22 protein-coding genes are annotated in these 22,550 nt (G+C 48.8%); 6 read left to right on the top strand and 16 right to left on the bottom strand.

Going from position 1 to position 22,550, the window contains the following annotated elements:
- Positions 1-107: 107 nt before the first annotated feature.
- From ACXIT9_RS07280 to mazG, 4 genes are all read right to left on the bottom strand, one after another.
- Positions 108-1,637: a GH3 auxin-responsive promoter family protein gene (locus ACXIT9_RS07280; RefSeq protein ID WP_458055566.1), complete on the bottom strand. Its 1,530-nt coding sequence runs from the start codon at positions 1,635-1,637 to the stop codon at positions 108-110.
- Positions 1,637-2,374 (bottom strand): LPS export ABC transporter ATP-binding protein, encoded by a 738-nt coding sequence (gene lptB / locus ACXIT9_RS07285; protein ID WP_458055567.1) that lies wholly within the window; start codon positions 2,372-2,374, stop codon positions 1,637-1,639. The genes ACXIT9_RS07280 and lptB overlap by 1 nt, the downstream gene beginning before the upstream one ends.
- A gap of 30 nt (positions 2,375-2,404) precedes the next feature.
- Positions 2,405-4,135, bottom strand: coding sequence for a single-stranded-DNA-specific exonuclease RecJ (gene recJ, locus ACXIT9_RS07290; RefSeq protein WP_458055568.1), 1,731 nt, complete (start codon positions 4,133-4,135; stop codon positions 2,405-2,407).
- A gap of 77 nt (positions 4,136-4,212) precedes the next feature.
- A complete protein-coding gene (gene mazG, locus ACXIT9_RS07295) occupies positions 4,213-5,109 on the bottom strand; it encodes a nucleoside triphosphate pyrophosphohydrolase (RefSeq protein WP_458055569.1) in 897 nt (298 codons plus the stop codon).
- A gap of 72 nt (positions 5,110-5,181) precedes the next feature.
- On the opposite strand from mazG, the gene ACXIT9_RS07300 reads away from it, so the two are divergent.
- The 3 genes from ACXIT9_RS07300 (at position 5,182) to ACXIT9_RS07310 (ending at position 8,095) form a co-directional block, all read left to right on the top strand.
- The gene (locus ACXIT9_RS07300; RefSeq protein WP_009056941.1) at positions 5,182-5,412 is read left to right on the top strand and encodes a hypothetical protein; all 231 of its coding nucleotides are present in this window, start codon (positions 5,182-5,184) and stop codon (positions 5,410-5,412) included.
- Positions 5,413-5,481: 69 nt separating this feature from the next.
- On the top strand, positions 5,482-6,870 hold the full coding sequence (gene glmM, locus ACXIT9_RS07305) for a phosphoglucosamine mutase (RefSeq protein WP_458055570.1): 1,389 nt from the start codon (positions 5,482-5,484) through the stop codon (positions 6,868-6,870).
- A 67-nt stretch (positions 6,871-6,937) separates the two neighbouring features.
- Positions 6,938-8,095, top strand: coding sequence for a cysteine desulfurase family protein (locus tag ACXIT9_RS07310; protein WP_458055571.1), 1,158 nt, complete (start codon positions 6,938-6,940; stop codon positions 8,093-8,095).
- Between the two features lie 3 nt (positions 8,096-8,098).
- On the opposite strand, the gene ACXIT9_RS07315 is transcribed toward ACXIT9_RS07310, so the two are convergent.
- The 10 genes from ACXIT9_RS07315 to pdhA all read right to left on the bottom strand — a co-directional run bounded on the left by ACXIT9_RS07315 (position 8,099) and on the right by pdhA (position 17,730).
- Entirely contained in the window at positions 8,099-8,320 is a 222-nt protein-coding gene (locus ACXIT9_RS07315; RefSeq protein ID WP_458055572.1) for a hypothetical protein, read from the bottom strand.
- A gap of 83 nt (positions 8,321-8,403) precedes the next feature.
- A complete protein-coding gene (locus ACXIT9_RS07320) occupies positions 8,404-8,697 on the bottom strand; it encodes a Bor family protein (RefSeq protein ID WP_458055573.1) in 294 nt (97 codons plus the stop codon).
- Between the two features lie 339 nt (positions 8,698-9,036).
- Entirely contained in the window at positions 9,037-9,819 is a 783-nt protein-coding gene (locus ACXIT9_RS07325; RefSeq protein ID WP_458055574.1) for a DUF3050 domain-containing protein, read from the bottom strand.
- A 55-nt stretch (positions 9,820-9,874) separates the two neighbouring features.
- The gene (locus ACXIT9_RS07330; protein ID WP_458055575.1) at positions 9,875-11,680 is read right to left on the bottom strand and encodes an ABC transporter ATP-binding protein; all 1,806 of its coding nucleotides are present in this window, start codon (positions 11,678-11,680) and stop codon (positions 9,875-9,877) included.
- Positions 11,681-11,764: 84 nt separating this feature from the next.
- Positions 11,765-12,109, bottom strand: a complete 345-nt coding sequence (locus tag ACXIT9_RS07335) for a DUF6787 family protein (protein WP_458055576.1) — start codon at positions 12,107-12,109, stop codon at positions 11,765-11,767.
- Positions 12,106-13,857, bottom strand: a complete 1,752-nt coding sequence (locus ACXIT9_RS07340; RefSeq protein ID WP_458055577.1) for a M14 family zinc carboxypeptidase — start codon at positions 13,855-13,857, stop codon at positions 12,106-12,108. Before ACXIT9_RS07340 ends, ACXIT9_RS07335 begins: the two co-directional genes overlap by 4 nt.
- A 47-nt stretch (positions 13,858-13,904) precedes the next feature.
- Positions 13,905-15,233, bottom strand: a complete 1,329-nt coding sequence (locus tag ACXIT9_RS07345; RefSeq protein ID WP_458055578.1) for an aspartate kinase — start codon at positions 15,231-15,233, stop codon at positions 13,905-13,907.
- 30 nt (positions 15,234-15,263) lie between these two features.
- The gene (gene ribH, locus ACXIT9_RS07350; protein ID WP_458055579.1) at positions 15,264-15,749 is read right to left on the bottom strand and encodes a 6,7-dimethyl-8-ribityllumazine synthase; all 486 of its coding nucleotides are present in this window, start codon (positions 15,747-15,749) and stop codon (positions 15,264-15,266) included.
- A gap of 97 nt (positions 15,750-15,846) precedes the next feature.
- Entirely contained in the window at positions 15,847-16,560 is a 714-nt protein-coding gene (locus ACXIT9_RS07355; RefSeq protein WP_458055580.1) for a tetratricopeptide repeat protein, read from the bottom strand.
- Positions 16,561-16,710: 150 nt separating this feature from the next.
- Positions 16,711-17,730: a pyruvate dehydrogenase (acetyl-transferring) E1 component subunit alpha gene (pdhA, locus tag ACXIT9_RS07360; RefSeq protein ID WP_458055581.1), complete on the bottom strand. Its 1,020-nt coding sequence runs from the start codon at positions 17,728-17,730 to the stop codon at positions 16,711-16,713.
- A 173-nt stretch (positions 17,731-17,903) separates the two neighbouring features.
- Here pdhA and recF point away from each other — a divergent pair, with 173 nt between their 5' ends.
- Entirely contained in the window at positions 17,904-19,040 is a 1,137-nt protein-coding gene (recF, locus tag ACXIT9_RS07365; protein ID WP_458055582.1) for a DNA replication/repair protein RecF, read from the top strand.
- A gap of 48 nt (positions 19,041-19,088) precedes the next feature.
- Here recF and ACXIT9_RS07370 read toward each other — a convergent pair whose 3' ends face one another.
- Together ACXIT9_RS07370 and ACXIT9_RS07375 are read right to left on the bottom strand one after the other, a co-directional pair.
- Entirely contained in the window at positions 19,089-19,502 is a 414-nt protein-coding gene (locus ACXIT9_RS07370) for a DoxX family protein (RefSeq protein WP_009056299.1), read from the bottom strand.
- A 23-nt stretch (positions 19,503-19,525) separates the two neighbouring features.
- Complete coding sequence (locus ACXIT9_RS07375; RefSeq protein ID WP_458055583.1) at positions 19,526-20,425, bottom strand: nucleotidyltransferase family protein; 900 nt, start codon at positions 20,423-20,425, stop codon at positions 19,526-19,528.
- A gap of 359 nt (positions 20,426-20,784) precedes the next feature.
- On the opposite strand from ACXIT9_RS07375, the gene ACXIT9_RS07380 reads away from it, so the two are divergent.
- Entirely contained in the window at positions 20,785-21,123 is a 339-nt protein-coding gene (locus ACXIT9_RS07380; protein ID WP_458055584.1) for a P-II family nitrogen regulator, read from the top strand.
- A gap of 113 nt (positions 21,124-21,236) precedes the next feature.
- Complete coding sequence (locus ACXIT9_RS07385) at positions 21,237-22,466, top strand: ammonium transporter (protein ID WP_458055585.1); 1,230 nt, start codon at positions 21,237-21,239, stop codon at positions 22,464-22,466.
- Positions 22,467-22,550 lie beyond the last annotated feature (84 nt).

The raw sequence follows: 22,550 nt of genomic DNA on the forward strand, positions 1-22,550 counted from the left end.
TTTTCTCGGACTCCTAGGAAGGTAGTAAGACACCCTATATGCCCTAACTTATAAAGTTAGGGCAATTATAGATAGAATCTTTATTTAGTCGGATGACAGTATTTTTTTCACGCCTTTTTCTCCATGAGCTGCAGAATTTCGTCGATGTAGCTACGATCGTTTGAAAGACGCGGAACTTTATTTTGGCCTCCCAACTTGCCACGCTGGCGCATCCAAGCTTCGAAAAGCCCTTCTTCCACGAAGTGGATGAGTGGTGCCGTGAGCGCTAAGTTGCGATACCGCTTGGCGTCATAATCTGAATTGACCTCCCGAAGGTGCTCGTCCAGACGCGCTGCGAAGGCCTCGCGATCCTCTGGCATACGCGAAAATTCGATGATCCATTCATGGCGGCCTTTTTCTTTCGCCCCGTTAAAGTACACGGGTGCAGCAGTAAAGTTGACGATCCGAGAATCGGTGTCTCCCGCAGCTTTTTCGATCGCCTGCTCTGCATTTTCGACGATTACCTCCTCGCCGAACGCATTGATAAAGTGTTTGGTGCGACCTGATATCTTGATTTTATACGGTTTTATCTGGGTGAATTTTACGGTGTCACCGATTTTATAGCGCCAAAGTCCCGCATTCGTGCTGATGATCAGGGCATAGTTTTTTCCCAGCTCCACTTCAGAAAGAGGCAGCACGCGGGGATTGCTGCTTTCCCAGTCCTCCATAGGAATAAATTCGTAGAAGATGCCGTAATCGAGCATCAGCAACATATCCGTATCCTCGCGGTCATTTTGAATACCGAAAAAGCCCTCTGAGGCATTATAGGTTTCCATGTACCGCATATTGTCGGAGGGGATAAGCTCACGAAACACCTCCCGGTAGGGGCCGAAGGCGACGGCGCCATGGAAAAACACTTCCAGGTTCGGCCATACTTCCAAGATGTTTTTGGCCTTTTTTAGTTCTAAAATTCGACGTAGCAGCACGATAGTCCAGGTGGGGACACCCGAAATGCTCACCACATTTTCTTCCATCACTTCCCGGGCCATTTTCTCTATTTTTTCCTCCCACTCGCTCATCAGCGCGATTTCCAAGCTTGGCGTCCGCGCGAACTGCACCCAGAGGGGGAGGTTATGCATGATCACCGCCGAGACATCGCCCACCTGCTGTTCATCGTCTTTTCGAAAAGGGTTTTGACTCAAGCTACCTCCGATGCTCAGGGTTTTTCCGGTAAATAATTTGGACTCTGGGTAATTGTTCAGGTAGAGTGAAAGCATGTCCTTTCCCCCTTTAAAATGGCAATCCTCCAGAGATTCCTGCGACACGGGAATAAACTTACTCCTGCTGGACGTGGTGCCTGAGCTTTTAGAAAACCATTCGATTTTTCCGGGCCAGAGCACCCCCTGCTCCCCTCGCATCGTCTGCTCGATATAGGGCTGCAGGTCTTCGTAGGTGTGTATGGGCACCTGCCGTGCAAAGTCCGCGTAACTTCGAATCTTCGCAAAGCCGTATTTCTTTCCGAAAGCGGTATCCTTCCCCGCCTCTATTAGTTCATCGAAAATGCCCTGCTGGACTTCTTCAGGATCTTCCATAAAGCGCTCGATCTGTCCGACGCGATTTCTGAAAACCCAACTCATAAAGGCGTTTACTACTTCCATTAGTTAAAAATTTTACGTTTCAGTTCGAAATGCTGGCCCAAATATACACGGCGTACCTGCTCATCGGCGGCGAGTTCTTCGGCTGTACCTGCTTTTAAAAGTTTTCCTTCAAACATCAGATAGGCACGATCGGTGATGGAAAGTGTCTCGTTTACATTGTGGTCCGTAATGAGGATACCAATATTTTTGTTTTTAAGTTTCGCCACGATCGTCTGGATTTCCTCCACTGCGATCGGATCTACTCCAGCGAAAGGTTCATCTAAGAGGACGAACTTGGGGTCTACAGCCAGCGCCCGGGCGATTTCGGTACGCCGTCTTTCACCACCAGAAAGTACCATGCCGAGGTTTTTACGGACATGCGTTAAGCTAAATTCCTCTAAAAGGCTCTCCACTTTTTCCTTCCGCTCCTGACGGGTCTTGTCGGTCATTTCGAGCACCGCCATGATATTTTCCTCCACACTGAGCTTGCGAAAAACAGAGGCTTCCTGGGCGAGGTAACCGATTCCCAGCTGCGCACGTTTGTACATGGGTAGCGAGGTGATGTTCTCACCTTCCAAGAAAATATTCCCCTCATTCGGCTGAATAAGCCCCACGATCATGTAAAAGGAAGTGGTTTTCCCCGCACCATTGGGCCCTAGTAGGCCCACGATCTCCCCCTGTTCTACTTTTACGGAGATATCGTTCACGACTCTACGGCCTTTATAGATTTTAACCAGATGTTCTGCTTTTAAGATCATGGCATTTTATTTTCTGGGCGTATAGCTAAGTTAATCAAATTGTATGTCTTTCACGTAAAGTTGCAGCGTGCTGTTATTACGGAACGTATTTTCACGAATTTCGAAGGCCAAGTCGAAGGTTTTCTTTGCTTGAAGCATTTTGGAGATAAAATCCCCCTCATATTTATTTTTATCTGCTAAACCGAAGGCGATGCATACGGGCTTCGTTTCCTGACCGGGCTGGCTCACGGTGAAGCGCAAGTGTTTTTCTTTAAGGACGAACACCTGATCGGCGGTAGCCTGTCGGATGCAGAAGATGGGCTCAGGGTTTCCGGGCCCGAAGGGAGCCATTTGTTTGAGGATCTGGTGCGCCTTATAGTTTACTTGGTCCAGCAGAATTTCATCATCGATTTCCAGGACGGGCTTCATATGAATGTCATGCAGCTGCTCGCTCACTACCTGCTCAAATTTGGCCTGAAAGGCCGGAACATTAGCCACAGGCATAGTGAGTCCTGCCGCATACTTATGCCCACCGAACTGCTCTAAATATTCCGAGCAGGCACTGATGGCATCGTAAATGTTAAAGCCGAAAACCGACCGCGCACTGCCCGTCGCCTTTCCGTTCGATTCGGTCAGGATGATAGTGGGCTTATAAAAGCGCTCGATGCATCGGGACGCTACGATGCCGATTACCCCCTTGTTCCAGTTGGCCTTAAAAAGGACAGTGGTCTTCAAGGTAGTTTCCTGGTTCATGCTTTCGATCATCTCCAGCGCTTCATGCGTTATCGCCTCATCGAAGTTTTTACGCTTCGTATTCACATCATCTACCAGCTCTGCGCGACGAAGGGCATCTTCTAAATTATCCGTAATCAAAAGCTCTACGGAGGCTTTCGCATGCTCGAGTCTGCCGGAAGCATTAATGCGCGGCCCGATCTTAAACACGATATCGGAGATGGTGATCTCCTTGTCTTTAGCGATCTTCGAGGTTAAAATAAGTGCCCGAATGCCCGGTCGTGGCGTGGTATTGATGCGCTCCAACCCGCCAAAAGCTAATATTCGGTTTTCGCCCGTGATCGGAACGATGTCTGCGGCTATGCTGATGGCCAGCAAGTCTAAATACTCCATCAACTCCATCTCCGGATGGCCATGTATCCGCGCAAAAGCTTGCATAAATTTAAACCCTACCCCGCATCCACTCAGCTCCTTATAAGGATACAGACAGTCGAGGCGCTTCGGATCCAAGACCGCCACCGCTGGGGGGAGCGTGTCTCCCGGAGTGTGGTGGTCACAAATGATAAAATCTACCCCTAGGGAGGTCGCTAAGGCCACCTTGTCGATGGCTTTAATGCCACAGTCTAAGGAAATGATCAGGCCAAACCCCTGTTCGGCCGCATAGCGAACCCCTGTCTCCGAAATGCCATAGCCTTCCTTATAGCGGTCGGGAATATAAAATTCTAAATGCGGATAGAAGCGACTCAGATAACCAAAGACCATGGCCACAGAAGTCGTGCCATCCACATCATAATCACCGTAAATTAAAATTTTCTCCCCCCGTTCCATTCCTTGGCTAAGCCGCTCGACCGCCCGGTCCATGTCTCGCATTAAAAAAGGATCATGCAGACGATCCAAGTCAGGGCGGAAAAAATCTTTCGCCTTCTGGAAGGTATCGATACCTCTGTTGACAAGTAAGTTCGATAGCGTCGGGTTCACATTAATCGCAGCGCTTAAACGCTCCACCTCGGCCATCGGGGCCCTCTCTTTTATCTTCCAGTTATACTCCATGTGGTAAAATTACTAAACGTATGGCGATATTTCGGTGCTTTCGCTATTTCCTTTTCGCTTTCCTGGAGGCTATCGCCTCAATGCCGCTTGGCTTCCTCCCAAAGGGCGTCCATTTCGGTGAAGCTCAGCTGGTCGATTTGCTTTCCGCCGGCCGCTGCTTTCCGCTCCATATATTGAAAGCGTTTGATAAATTTCCTGTTCGTGCGCTCCAGCGCCTCTTCCGGGTTGATGGCAGCAAATCGGGAAAAATTAATCAAGGAAAAGAGGAGGTCACCGAACTCCGCTTCCATGGCTTGCTGCCGGCTGCTGGCTACTTCTTCCGAATGGGACTCTGCTGCAGGGGTACTGTCCGCCAAAGAGGCCTCAGCGTCTTCGCGTGTGTTTCCATCTGGGTAGCGTCCCTGTTCGGGCTGGTAAGCTTCTTCGAACTCGGCAAGCTCTTCTTTCACTTTGGCCCAAACCTGGGCCTTATCTTCCCAGTCGAAGCCCACTCCCCGTGCTTTTTCTTGGATACGCATGCTCTTGATAAGTGCAGGCAGGGAGCGTGGCACACCACTTAAGACCGAACGTGCCTCCCCTTTCGGTTTCTCGGCGAGCTTGATCTTTTCCCAGTTTTGCTTGACGGCCTCCTCATCATCAGCGGCAGTATCTCCATAAATATGCGGGTGGCGGCGAATGAGCTTTCCACATAAAGAATCGATGATGCTGGCCACATCATACTCCCCCTTTTCCGATCCGATGCGTGCATAGAAAACCAGGTGGAGGAGGAGGTCTCCGAGCTCCTTTTTTATTTCTTCCGGGTCTCCCTCGAGGATAGCATCCGAAAGTTCAAAGGTTTCTTCTATCGTGAGATGACGTAGGCTTTCAGTGGTTTGCTTCCGGTCCCAGGGGCATTGTTCGCGCAGCTCATCCATGATGGTAAGTAAACGGTCGAAAGCGGCAAGCTGGGTGGCTCGGTGGGCAGATGAGGACATAATTTCGGGAAACTATTCAGATGATGTGGACGTTTTCAAAGTATTCCGTAAATTTGTAAAAATATCTTCGTTATGACAACTTTATATTTGACCTTAGGGCTGATCGGACTCTTCTTCGCTATGATGTCGGTGCGTCTGCTCTTCCTTAAAAATGGCGAGTTTAAAGGGACTTGTGCTTCTCAGAACCCCTTCCTAAATAAGGACGGTGGGACGTGTAGCTACTGTGGAAAAAACGTGGATGCAGACAGCTCCTGTGGTAATCCCGATAATGAAGTCGATAAAGTTTTAGCGAAATTTAAGTAATTTCTCTTTTCCCTACATTTTCTATAATCCCGGTATGCTGTCGGGATTTTCCATTTAAATTTTTATTTCGTGGCATTAATTCAGTCTATTTCTGGTATTCGAGGAACGATAGGCGGCGTTCCCGGTCAGGGGCTCACACCTTTCGATGTAGTTAAGTTCACCTCAGCCTACGGTGCGTGGATTTTAGAGAAGGCGCCTAGCGCCAAAGTGGTCATCGGTAGGGATGCTCGTCTCTCTGGAGATATGGTAAATAAGCTGGTCGTGGGCACGCTCCAAGCACTAGGTATCGATGTTATCGATCTGGGGCTCAGTACTACCCCTACAGTAGAGCTGGCTGTTCCTGCAGAGGGAGCTCAGGGAGGGATTATTCTGACGGCCAGTCATAATCCTATTCAGTGGAATGCTCTCAAACTATTAAATGAGAAGGGAGAGTTTATCTCCGATGCGGAGGGGAAGCGCCTAGAGGCGATCGCTGAAAAAGGAGATGTCGCTTTCGCGGAGGTCAAAAAGCTAGGAAAGCATACCTTTATTACGGATTATATCGAGCGCCACGTGCAGCATGTACTCCAATTGGATTTGGTCGATGTAGAAGCCATTAAGGCCCGTAAGTTTAAAGTGATCGTGGACGCAGTAAATTCAACGGGGGGAATAGCAGTTCCTGCCTTGTTACGTGCGCTGGACGTAGAAGTGGAGGAGCTTTACTGTGAGCCGACTGGGCATTTTCCTCATAATCCTGAGCCTTTGCCAGAAAACCTTCGGGACATCGCCGATAAGCTGAAGCGAGGCAAGTATGACATGGGCATCGTGGTAGATCCAGATGTGGACCGACTCTGTTTCATGTGTGAAGACGGCACTCCTTTCGGGGAAGAGTATACGCTCGTGGCAGTAGCAGACTATGTGCTGTCGCAGACCCCTGGAAACACAGTTTCCAATTTAAGCTCTACACGTGCATTACGTGACGTGACCGAAAACCATGGAGGTGCCTATGCAGCGGCAGCAGTAGGGGAGGTGAATGTAGTGGATAAAATGAAAGAGGTCGCAGCCGTTATCGGAGGTGAAGGCAATGGCGGCGTCATCTACCCCGCCTCACACTATGGCCGAGATGCTCTGGTGGGGATCGGTCTCTTCTTGACGCACCTGGCCAAAAGCGGAAAGAGTATCTCTCGCCTGCGAGCCAGCTATCCAAACTATCATATCAGCAAAAATAAAATTGAGCTAACCCCTGACATCGATGTAGATGCAGTTCTAGAGGCGATCAAGGAAAAATATAAAAAGCAACCGGTAAATACCATCGATGGCGTGAAGATCGAATTCGATAAGGAGTGGGTACACTTGCGTAAATCGAATACGGAGCCTATCATTCGTATTTATTCCGAATCCACACATTTAGCGACGGCAGAGCATCTGGCCAATAAGCTGATTGGAGACATTCGAGATGTGATTAAAGGTTCGGCCTAAATCGTGGCGGGAGCAGAGATTTCAGACTCCCGCAGCGATGCTGAAAATAGATTTAACCCAGAGGATTATGAGACAAGTATATGCCGATAATGCGGCCACGACTGCGATGGATGATCGTGTGATCGAGGCCATGCTCCCCTTTATGCGGGAACACTACGGAAACCCTTCTTCTGTCCATAAGCATGGAAGAGCAGTTCGTACGGCGATAGAAAAGGCCCGTAAGAAGGTGGCAGAATTACTTCATGCTAGTCCTTCTGAAATTATTTTCACCTCGGGTGGTACAGAGGCCGATAATACCGCACTCCTGTGTACGATAGCAAGTTATGGCATTCAGCATGTAATCTCCTCTCCGATTGAGCATCATGCCGTGCTGCATCCATTAGAACTTATGGCCAAGCGTGGCCAAATCACCCTGCATTTACTTCAGGTCGACCCGCAAGGGAGGATATCCCTAGACGAGCTAGAGCAGCTGCTTAGCCAGTACCCGAATGCCCTAGTGTCTCTAATGCATGGCAATAATGAAATCGGAAATCTCCTTCCCATCGAAGAGGTGGCTGCCTGCTGTAAGGCCTATGGTGCTTTTTTTCACTCGGACACCGTGCAGACCATGGGACATTATACCCACGATGTCAGCCAGCTACCCGTAGATGCCATGGCCGCAGGTGCCCATAAGTTCCATGGCCCGAAAGGTGCAGGATTCTTGTTTCTACGAAAAGATAAAAAGATTACGCCTTTCTTACATGGGGGAGCGCAGGAGCGCAATATGCGGGGAGGAACGGAAAATGTCATCGGTATCGTCGGCGTGGCGAAAGCCTTAGAGATCGCTTACGAAGAGATGCAGGCGCATCAGACGCATATTCAACAGCTAAAAAGTGCGTTTATCGATCAACTAAAAGCGGCGATTCCTGGGGTTGCCTTTAATGGACTGTCAGCTTCAGCACATGAAAGCTTATACACGGTACTGAGCGTTAGCTTACCCCCATTAGAAGCTATGGCCGGTATGCTGCTTTTTCAGCTGGACTTGCACGGTATTTCGGCTTCCGGAGGCTCTGCATGTAGCTCGGGCGCCAGCGTAGGCTCACATGTCCTACGAGCAATCGGACATCCCGCGGAAAGAGAAGCTGTACGCTTTTCATTTAGCCGATTTACGCGTATGGAGGATGTACATTATATGGTAGACGTACTCAGTAAACTTTACGTCCCTGAAAACGCCTCCATCAAATAACGTTTATGAACCCTCCACGCGAGGGTTCTTTATTTTTCTAGCGATATAAGCCTGTAAAAAAAGGAGGCCGATACCAAGACTGAATACGATACTGTTCCCTAGCAAGTAACCTTGTCCGAAGGCATTTAATTGATCATAATACTTGATAAAAAGCAGTATGTTGTTCGCTCCGTAGAGGAGGATAAGGATACTTATGGTTAAGATGAGGTAACGAAGTAAACGCATGGGGAAGAGGCTAGGTAGCGTTAATGGAATAGGGAAGTGCTCATGCACTTCCCATAAAGCAGGTTTCGAAAATGTGATTTCGATTATCTTCTCACGATTGTGGTCGTAGGCGTATATATCCCAAACGTGATCGCTGCAATGAGTCCATCGATGAAGGTATGCTGGATCGTAATGTCATAATCTTCTGCACCTTTAGCCATTTCTTTCGGATCAGATACAGATACAGGAGCTAGACCTGCTATCAGGTAATGATTCATTTTACGCTCCGTCATCCCCGTCTGTGCACCATTTCCTACGGTTACAGTGTAGGTGTAGCAGGAGCTCATAGAGACTAATAAAAGTAAAACGACACTTAAGTTTAACATGAACTTTTTCATAACATGTAATTTAAAAGGTTAAAATTAAAGGAATAGATGTACTACTTCGGACAAAACCAATACGTAATGGAATTACCAGTTACTGGATGGATGACTCGTTTTACCTTGCCTTCCATTTATACTAAAAACATACTGTAAATATAGCTAATTTTTTAGCGATTGTGAATGAAAACAGACCCCTTGTTCGCATGATAACCCCACTTTCTTGTTTTTATACCTACAGCCTACTATATATGCCATGTAGCTGAGACCCAGTCTCTACGGTAAGACAAGTCGGACAGTATAAAAAAAGACTCTTCTTTTGAAAAAGAAGAGCCTGAATGCGTTTATCGATGAGGTTTACGCTTGCATTTCCTCCTGTCCTAGTGTCGCGTGAATACCGTCCCAAAGCACTTTTCTTGCCTCTAATGCGGCCAAAGCTGCTTGCTTCGCTTCTTCCCACTTCTCGGCATCATCACCGCAAAGCAGAGCGATCATCTTTGCTGCTAGCGGGCCGTGATGGTCTTCGTCTAAGTGTATGTGGCGCTCAAAATAAAAGGCAAGGGTGGCAAGTTCCTTAGGATTTGAAGCTACTAACTCGTTTACCAGCTGCCGAAATAAATCAGGAATCAAGTCTTCTCTCCCTAAGGTGAAAGAGGCGGCGATCTCATGAGGCTTTCCGCCCTTTACGACGGCATAATTCACAGACAGAAACTGCTGAATATGCTCTGGGAGCTGATTCTCTGCCAAGATTTCGTCAAAGGATTCGCCTTCCTGTAAGCGGCTTACCAGTCGCTCTATGGCCAGGGTAGACGCTCCCGCTTCTCGCATCGCACGGAGGTATAGCTCGAAATGGCTGCAATAGCCCCCCTGCCCATCTTCATCGCTTTCTTCGGCCATGACGATGTCATTAATCAGACGCGTAACCATCGGGTCCCGGCTAGGCACCCAAGGTAACTGCATGCCGGTAAGCTGGTGCTGAAGGGCTTTTAACAAGCTCATGAAGTCCCAGACCGCATAAACATGCTGTTCCATGAAGCGGTTGAAAGTGGCTGCATCCCGTAGATCGTTATAGATGGGATGTGCCAATAATGAGGCACGAATTGGCTCCGTCGCCTCTTTTAAATACTCAAAATTTTTCATCCTTACTTGTTCGATACTTGCTATATGATAACACGTTATCTACGAAAAAGATTGCTTACAAGGTGCTTACCTGCTCTGAAAATTGAAGTTTTACTAAATTCGCATAGAAGCCATCCGCTTTAGCCGACAGGCTTTCGTGGTCTCCGGTTTCTATGATCTCACCATCTTTCAGGACGTAGATGCGATCTACCTTGCGTATGGTAGCCAGTCGGTGTGCGATGATGATGGTGGTACGGCCTTGCATAAGCGTGTCTAGCGCCTCTTGTACCAGCGCCTCTGATTCCGCATCTAGAGAAGAAGTGGCTTCGTCTAAAATTAAGATAGCTGGATCCTTTAAAATCGCTCGGGCGATGGCGACCCGCTGGCGCTGACCTCCTGAAAGCTTGATGCCTCGCTCTCCCACGAGGGTATCTAAGCCCTCAGGGAATTTCTCTATAAACTGCCAGGCATTTGCCTTTTTCGCAGCTTGAATAATTTCTTCCTCGCTTGCCTCCGGACGTGCGTAAGCGATATTCTCCCGAATACTGCCACCGAACAGTAGCACCTCCTGCGGTACGATGCCGATATGACTGCGCAGCTGTGCGAGATTCCAGTCGTCTAAATCACGTCCATCTACTAGGATGCTGCCCTTGTCGATAGGATAAAAACGCATGAGTAGCTGTATGATAGTGGACTTACCTGCACCACTATGCCCTGCTAGGGCTATTTTTTCTCCCGCGCCGATGCGCAAAGAAAGGTCTTTTAGCACCCTCACCTCTTTCCGGGTAGGGTAGGCAAATTGCACGTTTTTAAAGACGATGTCCCCATTTAGTGGGACACTTTCATATTCAGTAGCTAATGCTTCTGGCGTTTCCTCTAAAATTTCCAGCACGCGTTCAGAAGAACCGATGGCTTTCTGCAGTTGTCCGTAAATGTCACCCAGTCCCGCGATAGAACCTCCGATAAAAGTAGTGTACAGCACGAAGGAAACCAGATCTCCTACACTCATAGCGCCAGAGGCCACCAAAGAAGCGCCGTACCACATGACCGCCACAATACCACCGAAAAGCGCAAAAATGATAAAAGAGATAAAGGCCCCTCTGAAGCCTGCTGCTTTTAAGGCAACATGCACCACACGGTTTAGTCCACTCTCGTAGCGCTGGCTTTCATAGCGCTCTCCAGAGAAACTTTTTACCGTGAAAATAGACTGAAGGGTTTCTTCTACGATGACATTGGCGGCAGCCAACTCATCCTGGGTCTGCTTGGACAACTTTCGAATGTAACGGCCGAAAACCATCGCGATGATCACCAATACAGGGAAGGTCCCTAACATGAAAAGGGTTAGCTTCGGGGTGGTAAACAATAGGAAAGCTACCCCAGCAATAAGCGTCACGAGCTGACGGAAAAGCTCTGCCAGCGTGGTCGAGAAGGCATCTTGCAGCAAGCTTACATCTGAAGTGATGCGGCTAATAAGTTCTCCGGTCCTACGCTTATCGAAAAAAGTCATCGGCAGCTGTACCAATCTTCCATAGAGCGCGATACGAATGTCACGCATGGAGCGCTCGCTTACCAAGGCGAATAACCATACGCGGAAAAAGGAGAAGACGCTCTGAATAAGTAGAATGCCAAGCAGTAAAAAAGCGATGCTATTGATGTCGTTAATCCACCAGCCTTCTCCTGAAGCGGCATCGATCAGCTTTCCTGCCACAAAAGGGAAGGTCAGCAGGGTGAGGCTGGAAAACAATAAAAACCCTAAGCCGAGGATGAACTTGAATCGATAAGGTAGTATGAAGCGGAATATTCCACTCAGTTTACTGAAACTTTCCTTGTTTAACTTGCGCTTTTCGTGCTCCTCCAGGGCTATCCCTCGTTTCTTCGCCATTATTCTTTTAATCTAATCTGCAAATTTACCTCTTAAACCACTCCTAACCCAATGAAAACACGTTTCTTTCGTCCTTGTTTCTGCTTAGGATTTACTGCTTCCGAAGATTCTTCGGAAAAGCGCTTTTTCCTTTTCCCAGAAAAACGAAAACTGCCCGAGCAGGGCGCCATAGAAGAGTAGAATCAGCTGGTATAGGGGAAGTACGAAAAGCAGATAGAGGACGGTTTTCCAAGCTCCACCCTGACTCATGTCGACCCCCAGAAGTTGAAGCAGGGGCTGCTTGATGAGTAGGACGGTTGTGCCCGTAAGGGCAAAGACAAGGAGGATAAGGCCTACCTGCCACATACTTTTCAGTCCCCACTTTTCCTTTAATCGGGTCATAAAGTTGGAACCTGCCGCTGATTCAGCTCCTGTATCTTGTTTTTTCATCGTTCTATTCGGTATATGGGATAGCGCATGTGTGCGGGATCCTTCCACGGGGAACGCTCATACACCCAGCGCAGCTGTCTAGGGCCGCTTTCGGCTAACTCCGGGTCTGCTGCCTTCGCTTTTTCTAGGTCCGCCTTTAGCTCAGGGTTCTCTTCTAAGTAGCTCGCGGCCAAGTCCTCAAATACATACGCAGAAAACCCTTCTTTGGCCTGCAGGATGGTGTCAAAGAAATTCCATACAAAGAAACTGTCTTCTGACTCGGGTTCCAACACTTCGATTAAAAATCGATTAGCTTCCTGGTCGAGAAGCACGAGATAATCCCCTTTTCGGAACTCACGAAGCTCCTTTTCTTCTATCAGGCTTACATTTCGATGCATAAAGTGTCCCTCAAAAGGACTGCTACTTGTCTGATAAGAAGCGATCTTATAGGCCGTCACCTGTAAGGCGCTGTCCTGCTCCAGGACTTGGAAGCGGACATTATTTCGTTTTAGGTTTTCGATTACGGAATGCCAGCCCTGCGGAATTACATAGGCTTTTGGAGCCTTTTTTTGAAGGCTAGGGGTATAAAATTCATAGAAAGGAATGGTCGCCGTGAAGGGTTGCGCGCGGTCGTAATATAAGCGGTCTTTTCCTGACAGCGCAGAGGGCTTCAGTCCAGAACGGTAGCCCATAAATTGCATGGGAGTAGATCGGCTGCGGTCTACTACGAAATTTAGAGGAAATAGCTCTTGGCGCTTTGTGGCGGCTCGATCGGCTTGCACATGACCTACTATTTCGGTTCCCGATGCTGCCAGTACCTCCATCACTACCTCGAAAAAGGCATAGGTGGAGGCTACCCGATCTGCATAAGGTTTTAGCATGTGGGTCTCGGGCATAAAACTCATGGTCGAAAAGAGTGCCGCATAGCCGCTGCTGTAACGACCGAGGTCTTTAAATTGGGGCCAGCCGTCTTCGGGCTTGTTGCCGTAGGCACTCATATAGGGAATCATAGGGAAGCCCTTTTTTTCCATTTCAGCATATAAAAGCGGGTTCATTTGCTCCCGCAAATACCTACCTGCGCGACCACCTAGACGATCACTTTGGGTGGAGATCATCGTCATCACATGCTGATAGTCCGCCCCATTACTGACGTGTGTGTCGATAAAAACATGAGGCTTTAAAAACTGAAATAGCTGTTGGAAACTGCGGGCATTTCGGGTGTCTGCCTTTAGGAAATCACGGTTAAGGTCATAGTTTCGGGCATTTCCACGGTAGCCGTAGGCCTCCGGGCCGTTTTGATTGACACGACTACGGGTATTTCGGTTGAGATGGCCTCCGACATTATATACCGGGACGATAGCCAAAGCCACTCGAGGATCATGTGGGATTTTTTTCAATAAAATATCGCGAAGAAAAAGCATGCTGGCATCAATGCCATCAGGCTCGCCAGGGTGAATGCCGTTTTGAATAAAAACGATCGGACGTCCCTTTTCATGCCAGGTGGCAGGGTCGAAGTCCAATTGTTCATCGAGGATAAGCAAGTGCAAAGGCTCCCCGGAATCGGTAATGCCCATCGGAAGCATCCTGACAGCTTCAAAATCAGCTGCCAAGCGCTGAAAATAAGCGATAACCTCCGCATAAGGAGGTGTTTCGGTGCCTCCGCTACGCTCAAAAAGGGTTTCATATGCGCTAGCAGTAGGCGCCTGCCGCGCCAAAAGGGAGCCCTGAACTAAGAAAAAAAAGCAAAAAAGGAAGTATAGTTTTTTCATGCCTAAAATTGATGAAAAATGCCTACACTTCCTTTCCATTAAACCGATTATTCTGCCTCCCAATGAAAAAGGCCTTCGTTTAACTGCTGTAATGCCTGCTGTTTGTACTGGGCATCCACTAAAATAGACACATTATGCCGGCTACCTCCATACGAAACCATGCGGATGGGGAAGTTCGTCAGGCAGTCCATAATCCCCGCCAGGCTGCCCTTCTCATTGGCAACTTGGTTGCCAACCACCGAAATAATCGTCTGATTGGCGTCGATTTCTACAGTCCCGAAATCTTTCAGCGCCTCTTCAAGCTGCTTCAGGTGGCTGGTGTCATCGATGGTAAGGGAAATGGCCACCTCTGAAGTGGTAATCATATCGATCGGCGTTTTGTACCGCTCGAAGATCTCAAATACCTGACGTAAGAAGCCATAAGCGAGTAGCATACGGCTAGACTTTATCTTGATAGCAGTTATGCCATCTTTGGCCGCCAAGGCCTTCACGCCTTTTCCGGTTTCCTGACTGGTAATCGTGGTGCCCGGCGCGTCGGGATCCATCGTGTTCAGTAGCTTCACCGGGACATTTCCCTGCTGGGCAGGCCAAATAGAAGCGGGGTGTAAAATTTTCGCCCCAAAATAGGCGAGCTCTGCGGCTTCATCAAAGGATAATTTAGCTACCGGTCGAGTTTTATTCACCACACGTGGGTCATTATTGTGCATGCCATCGATGTCCGTCCAGATCTCAATCACCTCCGCTTGGCTGGCTGCCCCGATAAGGGAGGCGGTGTAGTCTGAACCCCCTCGCTTCAGGTTGTCCACTTCGTTTTTATGGTTTTTACAGATGTACCCCTGCGTGACGAAAAGCTGGTCTTGCGGGTAGCGACCGAGGATTTGCTGGAGCTTTTCACGGATCTTCGCTAATTCCGGCTCGTTGTTTTCGTCGATGCTCATGAAGTCTAGGGCGGGTAAAAATACCGCTGGGATATCTTTTTCCTGTAAAAGCGTGTAAAACAGCTTCGTGGAGAGCAGCTCGCCCTGAGCTAAGATGTCACGGTTAATCGCCTCGTTAAAAGAGATTTTTAGCAGGATTTCTAAGAATTCGAAATGCTCTTTTACGATTTTATTTGCCTTCGCTTTGGCAGCAGTGCTGCTAAGAAGCTCCTCGACAAATGCCTTATAGTGTGCATGAAGCGTATCGATAAGGTTTTTGGCCTCGTCCTTGTCTCCTTCAGCTAAAGCCTCCCCGATCTTTACCAGCGCGTTCGTCGTGCCAGAAAGTGCAGACAAGACCACGATCTTTCGCTTTTCGTCACGGGTAATCAAGTCCAGTACCTGGTGCATGCGCTCCGGCTTCCCAACCGAAGTGCCCCCAAACTTCATGATTCTCATAGTTGTATCAACAGTTAATTGCGTTTATTTTTAGGACTGAAAAAAGCCCAGCATTTTAATTGCTGTTATGGCCGCTTCATCGCCTTTATTGCCATGCTTGCCGCCAGCGCGATCTAAGGCTTGCTGCTGGGTGTCGGGGGTCAAAACACCGAAAATTACCGGTTTGTTATATTTCATGCCGACCTCTGTAATCCCATGTGCTACGGCATCACAGATAAAGTCGAAATGCCGCGTCTCCCCTTGGATGACACAGCCTAAGCAAATGACCGCGTCGATTTCCTCTTCCTGAGCGAGGTACTGCGCACCTAGCGTAAGCTCAAAGGATCCGGGCACATCGTAGCGGTATAAGTGCTCTTTTTTAGCACCATGGCGGAGTAAGGTATCTAGGGCTCCTGCATACAGCGCCTCCGTGATGCTATCGTTCCACTCGGAGACGACGATGCCAAATTTTTTTCCACTGATGTCTGGAAGTTTGTGGGTGCGGTAAGCACTTAAGTTTTTTAAATTGCTGGCCATCTGTTTCTTCTTTTATAAGGTATAGCTAAATAAAAAAGAGTAAGACCGATAGGGGCCTTACTCTTTCGTTTCATGCATGTGTGTAAGCAGTTACGCATTAGCGAGAAGCAAGGCCTTCTAGGCGGGCCTTGTGTTTACGTGCATTCGTGTACTCAAAAGACTCGAAGTATTTTTCTTCGATTTCCGTCAGGGTACCGATGGCAGCGTTCAGCTCTCCAGCCGCTTCTTGTGCGATCGCTAACTTCAGTAAATATTTCGGAGTAAAGAATTTGTTCTCACGATGGTTCGCCGCTTTCTTGTAAAAAGAAATCGCCTCCTTGGTATTGTTCAGCTCTAAGTAAGCATCGCCTAAGAGCGCAAAAGCCTGTGCCTGCACGAAGTAGTCGTTCGCAGTAAATTTCTTTAAATAGTCCACAGCATCGCTGTACTTGGACTCCGACATGTAGATAGAACCTACATAGTAATGCGCCAGGTTGGCAGCATCTGTACCGCCGTACTGCTTGATGATATCTAAAAAGCCTTTGGCATCACCGTCACCGGCTAATGCTAAGTCTGTTTGATCTTGCTCGAAATAATAGACCGCTTGGAACATTTCTGCTTGCGCCTTCTTATTTTTATTTTGCTTGTCGATCTGGAAATAAAGAATCCCTGCCATCAGTAAAATCACCGCTGCGATGATTCCACCGAAGATTTTGGAGTTCTTTTTTACGAAATCTTCGCCACGACTTAAGCTGCTCGCGATCGCTTCTGGGTTCTCTAATACTTCATTTCCCTGAGTGACAGGTTCCTTGGTGCTTGTTTTCTTCGCCATGCTCTACTAAAATTTGCTCCGCAAAGTTATATTTCTTTTATTCATTTACAAAACTTGCTATTCTTTTCTCTCCACATAATACGCGGCCGTAAGGAGAATAAAAAAGCCGGTAGCATACATCTACCGGCTTTTCCTTTGGCCCGGCAGGGCCTATTCCATTACGAAAGGGTAGTCCTCTTGCTGGTATACATCCTTAAAGGCATCCTGACCTTCTGGCCAGGGAGACTCTTCGGCGAACTTTACGGAGTCCTCCACTTGTTTTTTCACGCGCTTATCGATCTCTTTAATCTCCTCTTCGGTCATCAGACCGTTTTCTAGGATGGTGGCCTTCACCTGCTCGATCGGGTCACGCTGCTTGTACTCCTCCACTTCCTCGCGGGTACGGTATTTTTGCGGGTCGGACATGGAGTGCCCCTTGTAGCGGTAGGTTCTGAATTCCAAAAGGGTAGGGCCTTCACCAGAGCGCGCTCGCTCCGCAGCCTCAGCCACCGCTTCGTGTACGGCTTCCACATTCATGCCGTCCACTGCGAAGGAAGGCATGTCATAGGCTTCTCCGATGGTGTACAGCTCCTCGACATTCGAAGAGCGCTTTACGGAAGTTCCCATGGCGTAACCATTATTCTCGATCACGAAAATAACGGGTACCTTATAGAGCATAGCGAGGTTAAAGGCTTCGTGAACGGCACCCTGGCGCACCGCACCATCCCCCATGTAACAGATACATAGGTTCTTCGTGCCTTGATACTTCTCCGCAAAGCCGATTCCAAGCCCCATAGGCACCTGAGCACCCACTATCCCATGACCGCCCATGAAGTTTTTCTCCTTATCGAAAATGTGCATGGAACCGCCCTTGCCTTTCGTAGTGCCCGTAGCTTTTCCATATAATTCCGCCATAACAGCCCCCGGGTCAGTGCCGAGCCCCAGCGGGTGGGCATGGTCCCGGTAAGCCGTGATCCACTTATCATCAGGAGTTAGGGCCGTGATCGCGCCAGAGGCGCAAGCTTCCTGTCCAATATATAAATGACAGAAACCACGAATTTTCTGCTGTCCGTAGAGCTGACCTGCCTTCTCCTCAAACCTCCTCATCAGGAGCATGCTCTCGTACCAGTAGGCATAGGTCTCTTTCGAGTATTTCGTTTTTGACTTTGCTGTCGTGCTCTTTTTTGCCATATGATTAAATCTTATCTATCTTTGCTACTTATTCTAGCTGCGGAAGGGCTGCCTTCGCTCCCGAAAATAGAGGGGGAAATGCACTTACGCTAATTACGCTGCAATATAAGGATTTCGAATGAAAATCGTAACGTAAGTGCCGGAATTCGGTTACTTTCGCTCTCTCCCCTGCCATGTACCTCGCTCAGTTACAACTACACTTTTTTAAAAATTACGAACGCAGCGCGCTGAAGTTCGTGGAGGGAATCAACTGTTTTGTAGGGCCTAATGGGAGTGGCAAGACAAATTTACTAGATGCCATCCACTACCTCTGCTTGACGAAAAGTGGTTTCGGCTTTACTGATTCGCAAAGTATCGCACATCAATCTCAGTTTTTTACGCTGCAAGCGGAAGTGGAAGGGAGCGAGACCTTTTCAGCTCTAAAATGTATCCAAGAGCAAGGAAAGCGAAAGCTTTTCTATCAGGATGGCCGACTCCTGGAGCGACTGAGTGAGCATGTGGGCGCCCTGCCCGTGGTGCTGATCGCTCCTGATGACGCCGACATGGTAAAGGGCCCCGAAGAGAACCGACGTAAGTTTTTCGACAATACGCTCTGCCAGCTGGACTCCACCTATTTAAAACGGCTGAGTCGCTACCAGCATCTGCTCAAGCAGCGGAATGCCCTCCTGAAGACGATGCATGCGAAGGGACGTTTTCAAGCGGATTTCTTGGCGCCCTATGATAGTCAGCTCCTTCCGGAAGCCCTCTGGATCGCCCAGCAGCGGCAGCTCTTCTTAGCGGACTTCGAACCGCTCCTGCAGGCGCAGTATCAGGCCATTACCGCCGGTCAGGAGCAGCTACAGCTGCAGTATGAAAGCCAGGCGCTAGACCCTGCCCACTTCGAAAAAGCCTTTCATGAAGCCGCCTATCAGGATTATCTGGCGAAGCGCAGCACCGTGGGGGTGCACAAAGATGCCTTTCACCTACAGCTAGACGGCCATCCAATCCGCAAGTTTGGTTCCCAAGGGCAGGTGAAATCGGCCGCCATAGCACTCAAGCTAGCGCAGTTTCTGGCTCTAAAAGCACGCTTGGGCTTTCCTCCGATCTTGCTGCTGGATGATATTTTCGATAAGCTGGACGATAAGCGGATTGAGTTTCTTTTGCGCCTGGTGGCGCAAAATGAATTCGGCCAACTTTTCCTTACCGACGCCCGCCCAGAGCGGTCAAAAAAAATGCTCGCCTCCTTACAGACGAGCATTCGAGTATTTCCGGTTTCAGGAGGACAGGTGCTCGAACCTGAGGATATCGGGCAGGCCTCTCCTTCTGTCTAAATTCTCCTATCAGCCGAAGCCTGTTTGCTACAGCATGATTAGACGCCATTACCTTCTGCGCGGGAGAAGCTGCTTATCCAAGGATAGCGTGCCCGGCCCGGCGAGAAACTGAATCACAAAAATCAATAGAAACAGGAGCGATTTTTCCTGCTGAGGAAAGGGGTCGGCGCCATGCACCACAAAAGCAGCCACCACCATAGTGATGATAAGGGGAATCAGCGCGATGCGGCTCATAAAGCCTAAAAGAAGTAAGATCGCACAGAAAAACTCCGCGAAAATGGCCAGCTGTAAGGACACTGCCGGGCCTAGGCCGATAGGGTCCGGGAAGCGCTCCAGGTTCGTGGTGAAATTCGCGATTTTCGCCCAGCCATGGGTCAGCATCATCAGCGCCGAACCGATGCGTAGCAGGCTAAGCGCGATGCCGCTGAAGAATGGCTTGCTGCTGAAAAGGATTTTTTTCATTGTTATTCGGGTGATTTATGGGTTTAGGACCAAAGTCCCTCGGGGTATTCTCCTGCTTCGTGAAGAGCTTTAAGGGCCGCGATCACTACAGGCTTATCCGCGGTATAGGTGACGCCAAACCAGGTTTTGCCGCCAGGCAAAATCTCGAAAGCTGCCTGCCCCTCTTCGATCAGCGTGTTGGCCACGGTAGGAATGTAAAATTCAGACTTCAGATTTTCTTTATTCGCCGGTAAAAAAGCCTCCCACATGCGTGCCGTATCCTTAAAAACACTAGGATGAAAGCCCCAGCAATTCATGGAAACAGGGGTGTCGGGCTGAATCTCAATCACCTCGTCCCCTGCCTTATGGAGAATGCGATCCCCTTCCAGAGCGATGGCCGTGCGCTCAGTCATGCCGATGAGCTGCCCCTGCGCATTCGTCTCGCAGATGCCACGGCTGACAGTACCATTATCGGATAGCACATTTTGGATCGCGAAGCCTACCATGGCATGCAGGTCAGGACGCACCTGCTCGCTGAGAAAGCGGCCGAGCACTTGAAAGGCCTTCTTGCCATAAAAATCATCGGCGTTAATGACCGCGAAAGGAGTCTCTACCGCCTCTTGGGCACATAACATCGCATGTGCAGTACCATAGGGTTTCTGACGTTCTGGATTTTGGAAAGCGGCGGGGACATGGCTTTCAAGTGCTTGTAGCACAAAATCTACTTCAATTTTACCCTCCAGCTTAGGTAAAAACTTTTCTTTAACCAAGTCTAAGATCTCTTCGCGGACGATAAAGACTACCTTACCGAAACCGGCTTGAATGGCATCAAAAATAGAGTACTCTAAAATCGTTTCTCCGTTCGGGCCGAAGCCATCGATCTGCTTATTTCCGCCGTAACGGCTTCCCATGCCTGCAGCCAGGACTAAAAGTGTTGGTTTCATCTGTTTGTGTTGTTCTAACAAAACCCAAAGGTAAGGCTTTTCATGGATACCGAAAATTTTTTTCTGTAATCGGCCCTACTAGCGTGTGGTGTGCTTTCTTTCCCTCCCATGACAAAAAACGAAAGAACTTCTGAGCGGCTGGCTTTCTAGTGGATTTCAATTCGTGCATATAAAAACACCCTTATTTTCTCAATAATATGCTAAAGAGGCTTGGTAAGGCTTAGCTTAGAGGCCTAAACTATTTTTTAGGCAAAAAATCTGATAAAAGTGCATAAAAAAAGACCCTGACTTTTCATTTTCGAGAATTTCGCGTACATTAGCTGCATATTTGCAATGAAACCACTAATTTATTATGTAAAATGAAAAAAATAGAAGCGATTATTAGAACTTCGAAATTTGAGGCTATCTACAGTTGTGTGGCAGGTCTGGGGGTGAAGTTTCTTACCTTTTATGAAGTGAAGGGAATGGGACTAGAGCAGGCCCGTTCGCAAACCTATCGAGGTGTGGCCTATGAGCCGGCATTTATACCGCGTACCAAGCTAGAAATCGTGACCGTGGATGCGCTCGTCCAGCCTGTCATCGACTGCATCTTACGTGAAGGAGCCACTGGAGAGGTGGGAGATGGAAAAATCTTCGTGTATGATGTATTAGAGGCCTACAGAATCCGAAATAAAGACCAGGGCGAGGAGGCACTGTAGCAGCGGTCGCATCCAGTACGAGTGGGGGAGGTACCGTTTTAGACTTTTTCCGCTGCGCCTGAGGCGCAAAAAAATGAGTACACGATTTAAAGCATTTTAAACCTATACAACCTATGAATCAAGAAATCTTTACCATTAACAATTTGTGGATTTTGGTTGCCACAATTTTGGTATTCATCATGCACTTGGGCTTCGCGAGTCTCGAGGCGGGGCTGACGCGGTCGAAAAACACCGTCAACATTCTATTTAAAAACACGCTTATCCCGGCGATCGGGCTACTTACCTATGCCTTTATCGGTTTTAACTTGATGTATCCGGGTGATGCCTTCGCGGGGATGTTTATCGGCCTCGGCGGTGTCGGGCTAAGCCTGCCGGAGGGCTGGAACACGAGTGAGTATGCGGACTTCACTTTTTACACGGACTTTATCTTTCAGGCCATGTTCGCGGCCACGGCAGCCACGATCGTATCGGGCGCTGTGGCTGAGCGCATTAAGTTGGGCCCCTTTTTGACATTTTCCATCCTATACGTAGGGGTCTGTTATCCTATCGTCGGCATGTGGAAATGGGGGGGCGGCTTCTTAGACACCCTGGAGACTCCATTTTACGATTTCGCGGGCTCGACGATCGTGCATTCCGTAGGTGGCTGGGGGGCTTTAGTGGGAGCCTACCTTTTAGGGCCTCGAATCGGTAAGTACACCGAAAAAGGGATGAAGGCGATTCCAGGGCATAGCATTCCCATGGCAACCATCGGCGTGTTTCTGCTGTGGTTCGGCTGGTTTGGTTTTAATGGGGGTTCGGTGCTTTCCGCAGACCCTGGCGATGTGTCCTTGGTTTTCGTGACTACAGCCATAGCAGGTGCAGCTGGAGCTTTCGGAGCCTTGCTCGCTTCTTACTTGAAATTTAGAACGTACGATATCACGATGGTGCTGAATGGCATCTTAGCTGGCCTGGTGGGTATCACCGCCGGCGCAGACCTAATGGGACCCGGAGAGGCCGCTATCATCGGTTTTATCGGAGGAATACTCGTTGTGCTTGGTGTCGTTTTATTCGATAAATTAAAAATAGATGATCCAGTGGGTGCCATCGCAGTACATCTCGTCGGGGGTATTTGGGGAACCTTAGCGGTCGGATTATTCGGAGATCTGGCGGGTGGTGCCCAAGTGCTGAGTCAGCTGATTGGCATCGGTGTGACAGGAGCATTTTGTTTTGCCACTAGCTGGCTCATTTTCTTTAGCTTAAAGCGCACGATCGGCATCCGAGTGCCTGCGGCTGAGGAAATCGAGGGCTTAGACATTAATGAGCACGGCATGCATGCTTATCCCGATTTCGCCAAGCAGGGATAAGAGAGAAAAAATGTTCTTTATTTTTTCAAGGGGAGAGCGCGTCTCGCGGCTCCCCCTCTTTTTTTTCGTAGGTTCTACTTTCCC

Source organism: Nitritalea sp. (assembly GCF_054166705.1).

What these genes read in the sequence shown, in the direction of transcription:
- ACXIT9_RS07375 (WP_458055583.1), bottom strand. Translation starts at nt 20,425, where the DNA reads ATGAAACCAACACTTTTAGTCCTGGCTGCAGGCATGGGAAGCCGTTAC.
- ribH (WP_458055579.1), bottom strand. Translation starts at nt 15,749, where the DNA reads ATGGCCAGCAATTTAAAAAACTTAAGTGCTTACCGCACCCACAAACTT.
- recF (WP_458055582.1), top strand. Translation starts at nt 17,904, where the DNA reads ATGTACCTCGCTCAGTTACAACTACACTTTTTTAAAAATTACGAACGC.
- ACXIT9_RS07320 (WP_458055573.1), bottom strand. Translation starts at nt 8,697, where the DNA reads ATGAAAAAGTTCATGTTAAACTTAAGTGTCGTTTTACTTTTATTAGTC.
- ACXIT9_RS07310 (WP_458055571.1), top strand. Translation starts at nt 6,938, where the DNA reads ATGAGACAAGTATATGCCGATAATGCGGCCACGACTGCGATGGATGAT.
- ACXIT9_RS07340 (WP_458055577.1), bottom strand. Translation starts at nt 13,857, where the DNA reads ATGAAAAAACTATACTTCCTTTTTTGCTTTTTTTTCTTAGTTCAGGGC.
- ACXIT9_RS07325 (WP_458055574.1), bottom strand. Translation starts at nt 9,819, where the DNA reads ATGAAAAATTTTGAGTATTTAAAAGAGGCGACGGAGCCAATTCGTGCC.
- ACXIT9_RS07280 (WP_458055566.1), bottom strand. Translation starts at nt 1,637, where the DNA reads ATGGAAGTAGTAAACGCCTTTATGAGTTGGGTTTTCAGAAATCGCGTC.
- pdhA (WP_458055581.1), bottom strand. Translation starts at nt 17,730, where the DNA reads ATGGCAAAAAAGAGCACGACAGCAAAGTCAAAAACGAAATACTCGAAA.
- mazG (WP_458055569.1), bottom strand. Translation starts at nt 5,109, where the DNA reads ATGTCCTCATCTGCCCACCGAGCCACCCAGCTTGCCGCTTTCGACCGT.
- ACXIT9_RS07370 (WP_009056299.1), bottom strand. Translation starts at nt 19,502, where the DNA reads ATGAAAAAAATCCTTTTCAGCAGCAAGCCATTCTTCAGCGGCATCGCG.
- recJ (WP_458055568.1), bottom strand. Translation starts at nt 4,135, where the DNA reads ATGGAGTATAACTGGAAGATAAAAGAGAGGGCCCCGATGGCCGAGGTG.
- ACXIT9_RS07330 (WP_458055575.1), bottom strand. Translation starts at nt 11,680, where the DNA reads ATGGCGAAGAAACGAGGGATAGCCCTGGAGGAGCACGAAAAGCGCAAG.
- ACXIT9_RS07355 (WP_458055580.1), bottom strand. Translation starts at nt 16,560, where the DNA reads ATGGCGAAGAAAACAAGCACCAAGGAACCTGTCACTCAGGGAAATGAA.
- ACXIT9_RS07315 (WP_458055572.1), bottom strand. Translation starts at nt 8,320, where the DNA reads ATGCGTTTACTTCGTTACCTCATCTTAACCATAAGTATCCTTATCCTC.
- ACXIT9_RS07300 (WP_009056941.1), top strand. Translation starts at nt 5,182, where the DNA reads ATGACAACTTTATATTTGACCTTAGGGCTGATCGGACTCTTCTTCGCT.
- ACXIT9_RS07380 (WP_458055584.1), top strand. Translation starts at nt 20,785, where the DNA reads ATGAAAAAAATAGAAGCGATTATTAGAACTTCGAAATTTGAGGCTATC.
- ACXIT9_RS07335 (WP_458055576.1), bottom strand. Translation starts at nt 12,109, where the DNA reads ATGAAAAAACAAGATACAGGAGCTGAATCAGCGGCAGGTTCCAACTTT.
- ACXIT9_RS07385 (WP_458055585.1), top strand. Translation starts at nt 21,237, where the DNA reads ATGAATCAAGAAATCTTTACCATTAACAATTTGTGGATTTTGGTTGCC.
- lptB (WP_458055567.1), bottom strand. Translation starts at nt 2,374, where the DNA reads ATGATCTTAAAAGCAGAACATCTGGTTAAAATCTATAAAGGCCGTAGA.
- ACXIT9_RS07345 (WP_458055578.1), bottom strand. Translation starts at nt 15,233, where the DNA reads ATGAGAATCATGAAGTTTGGGGGCACTTCGGTTGGGAAGCCGGAGCGC.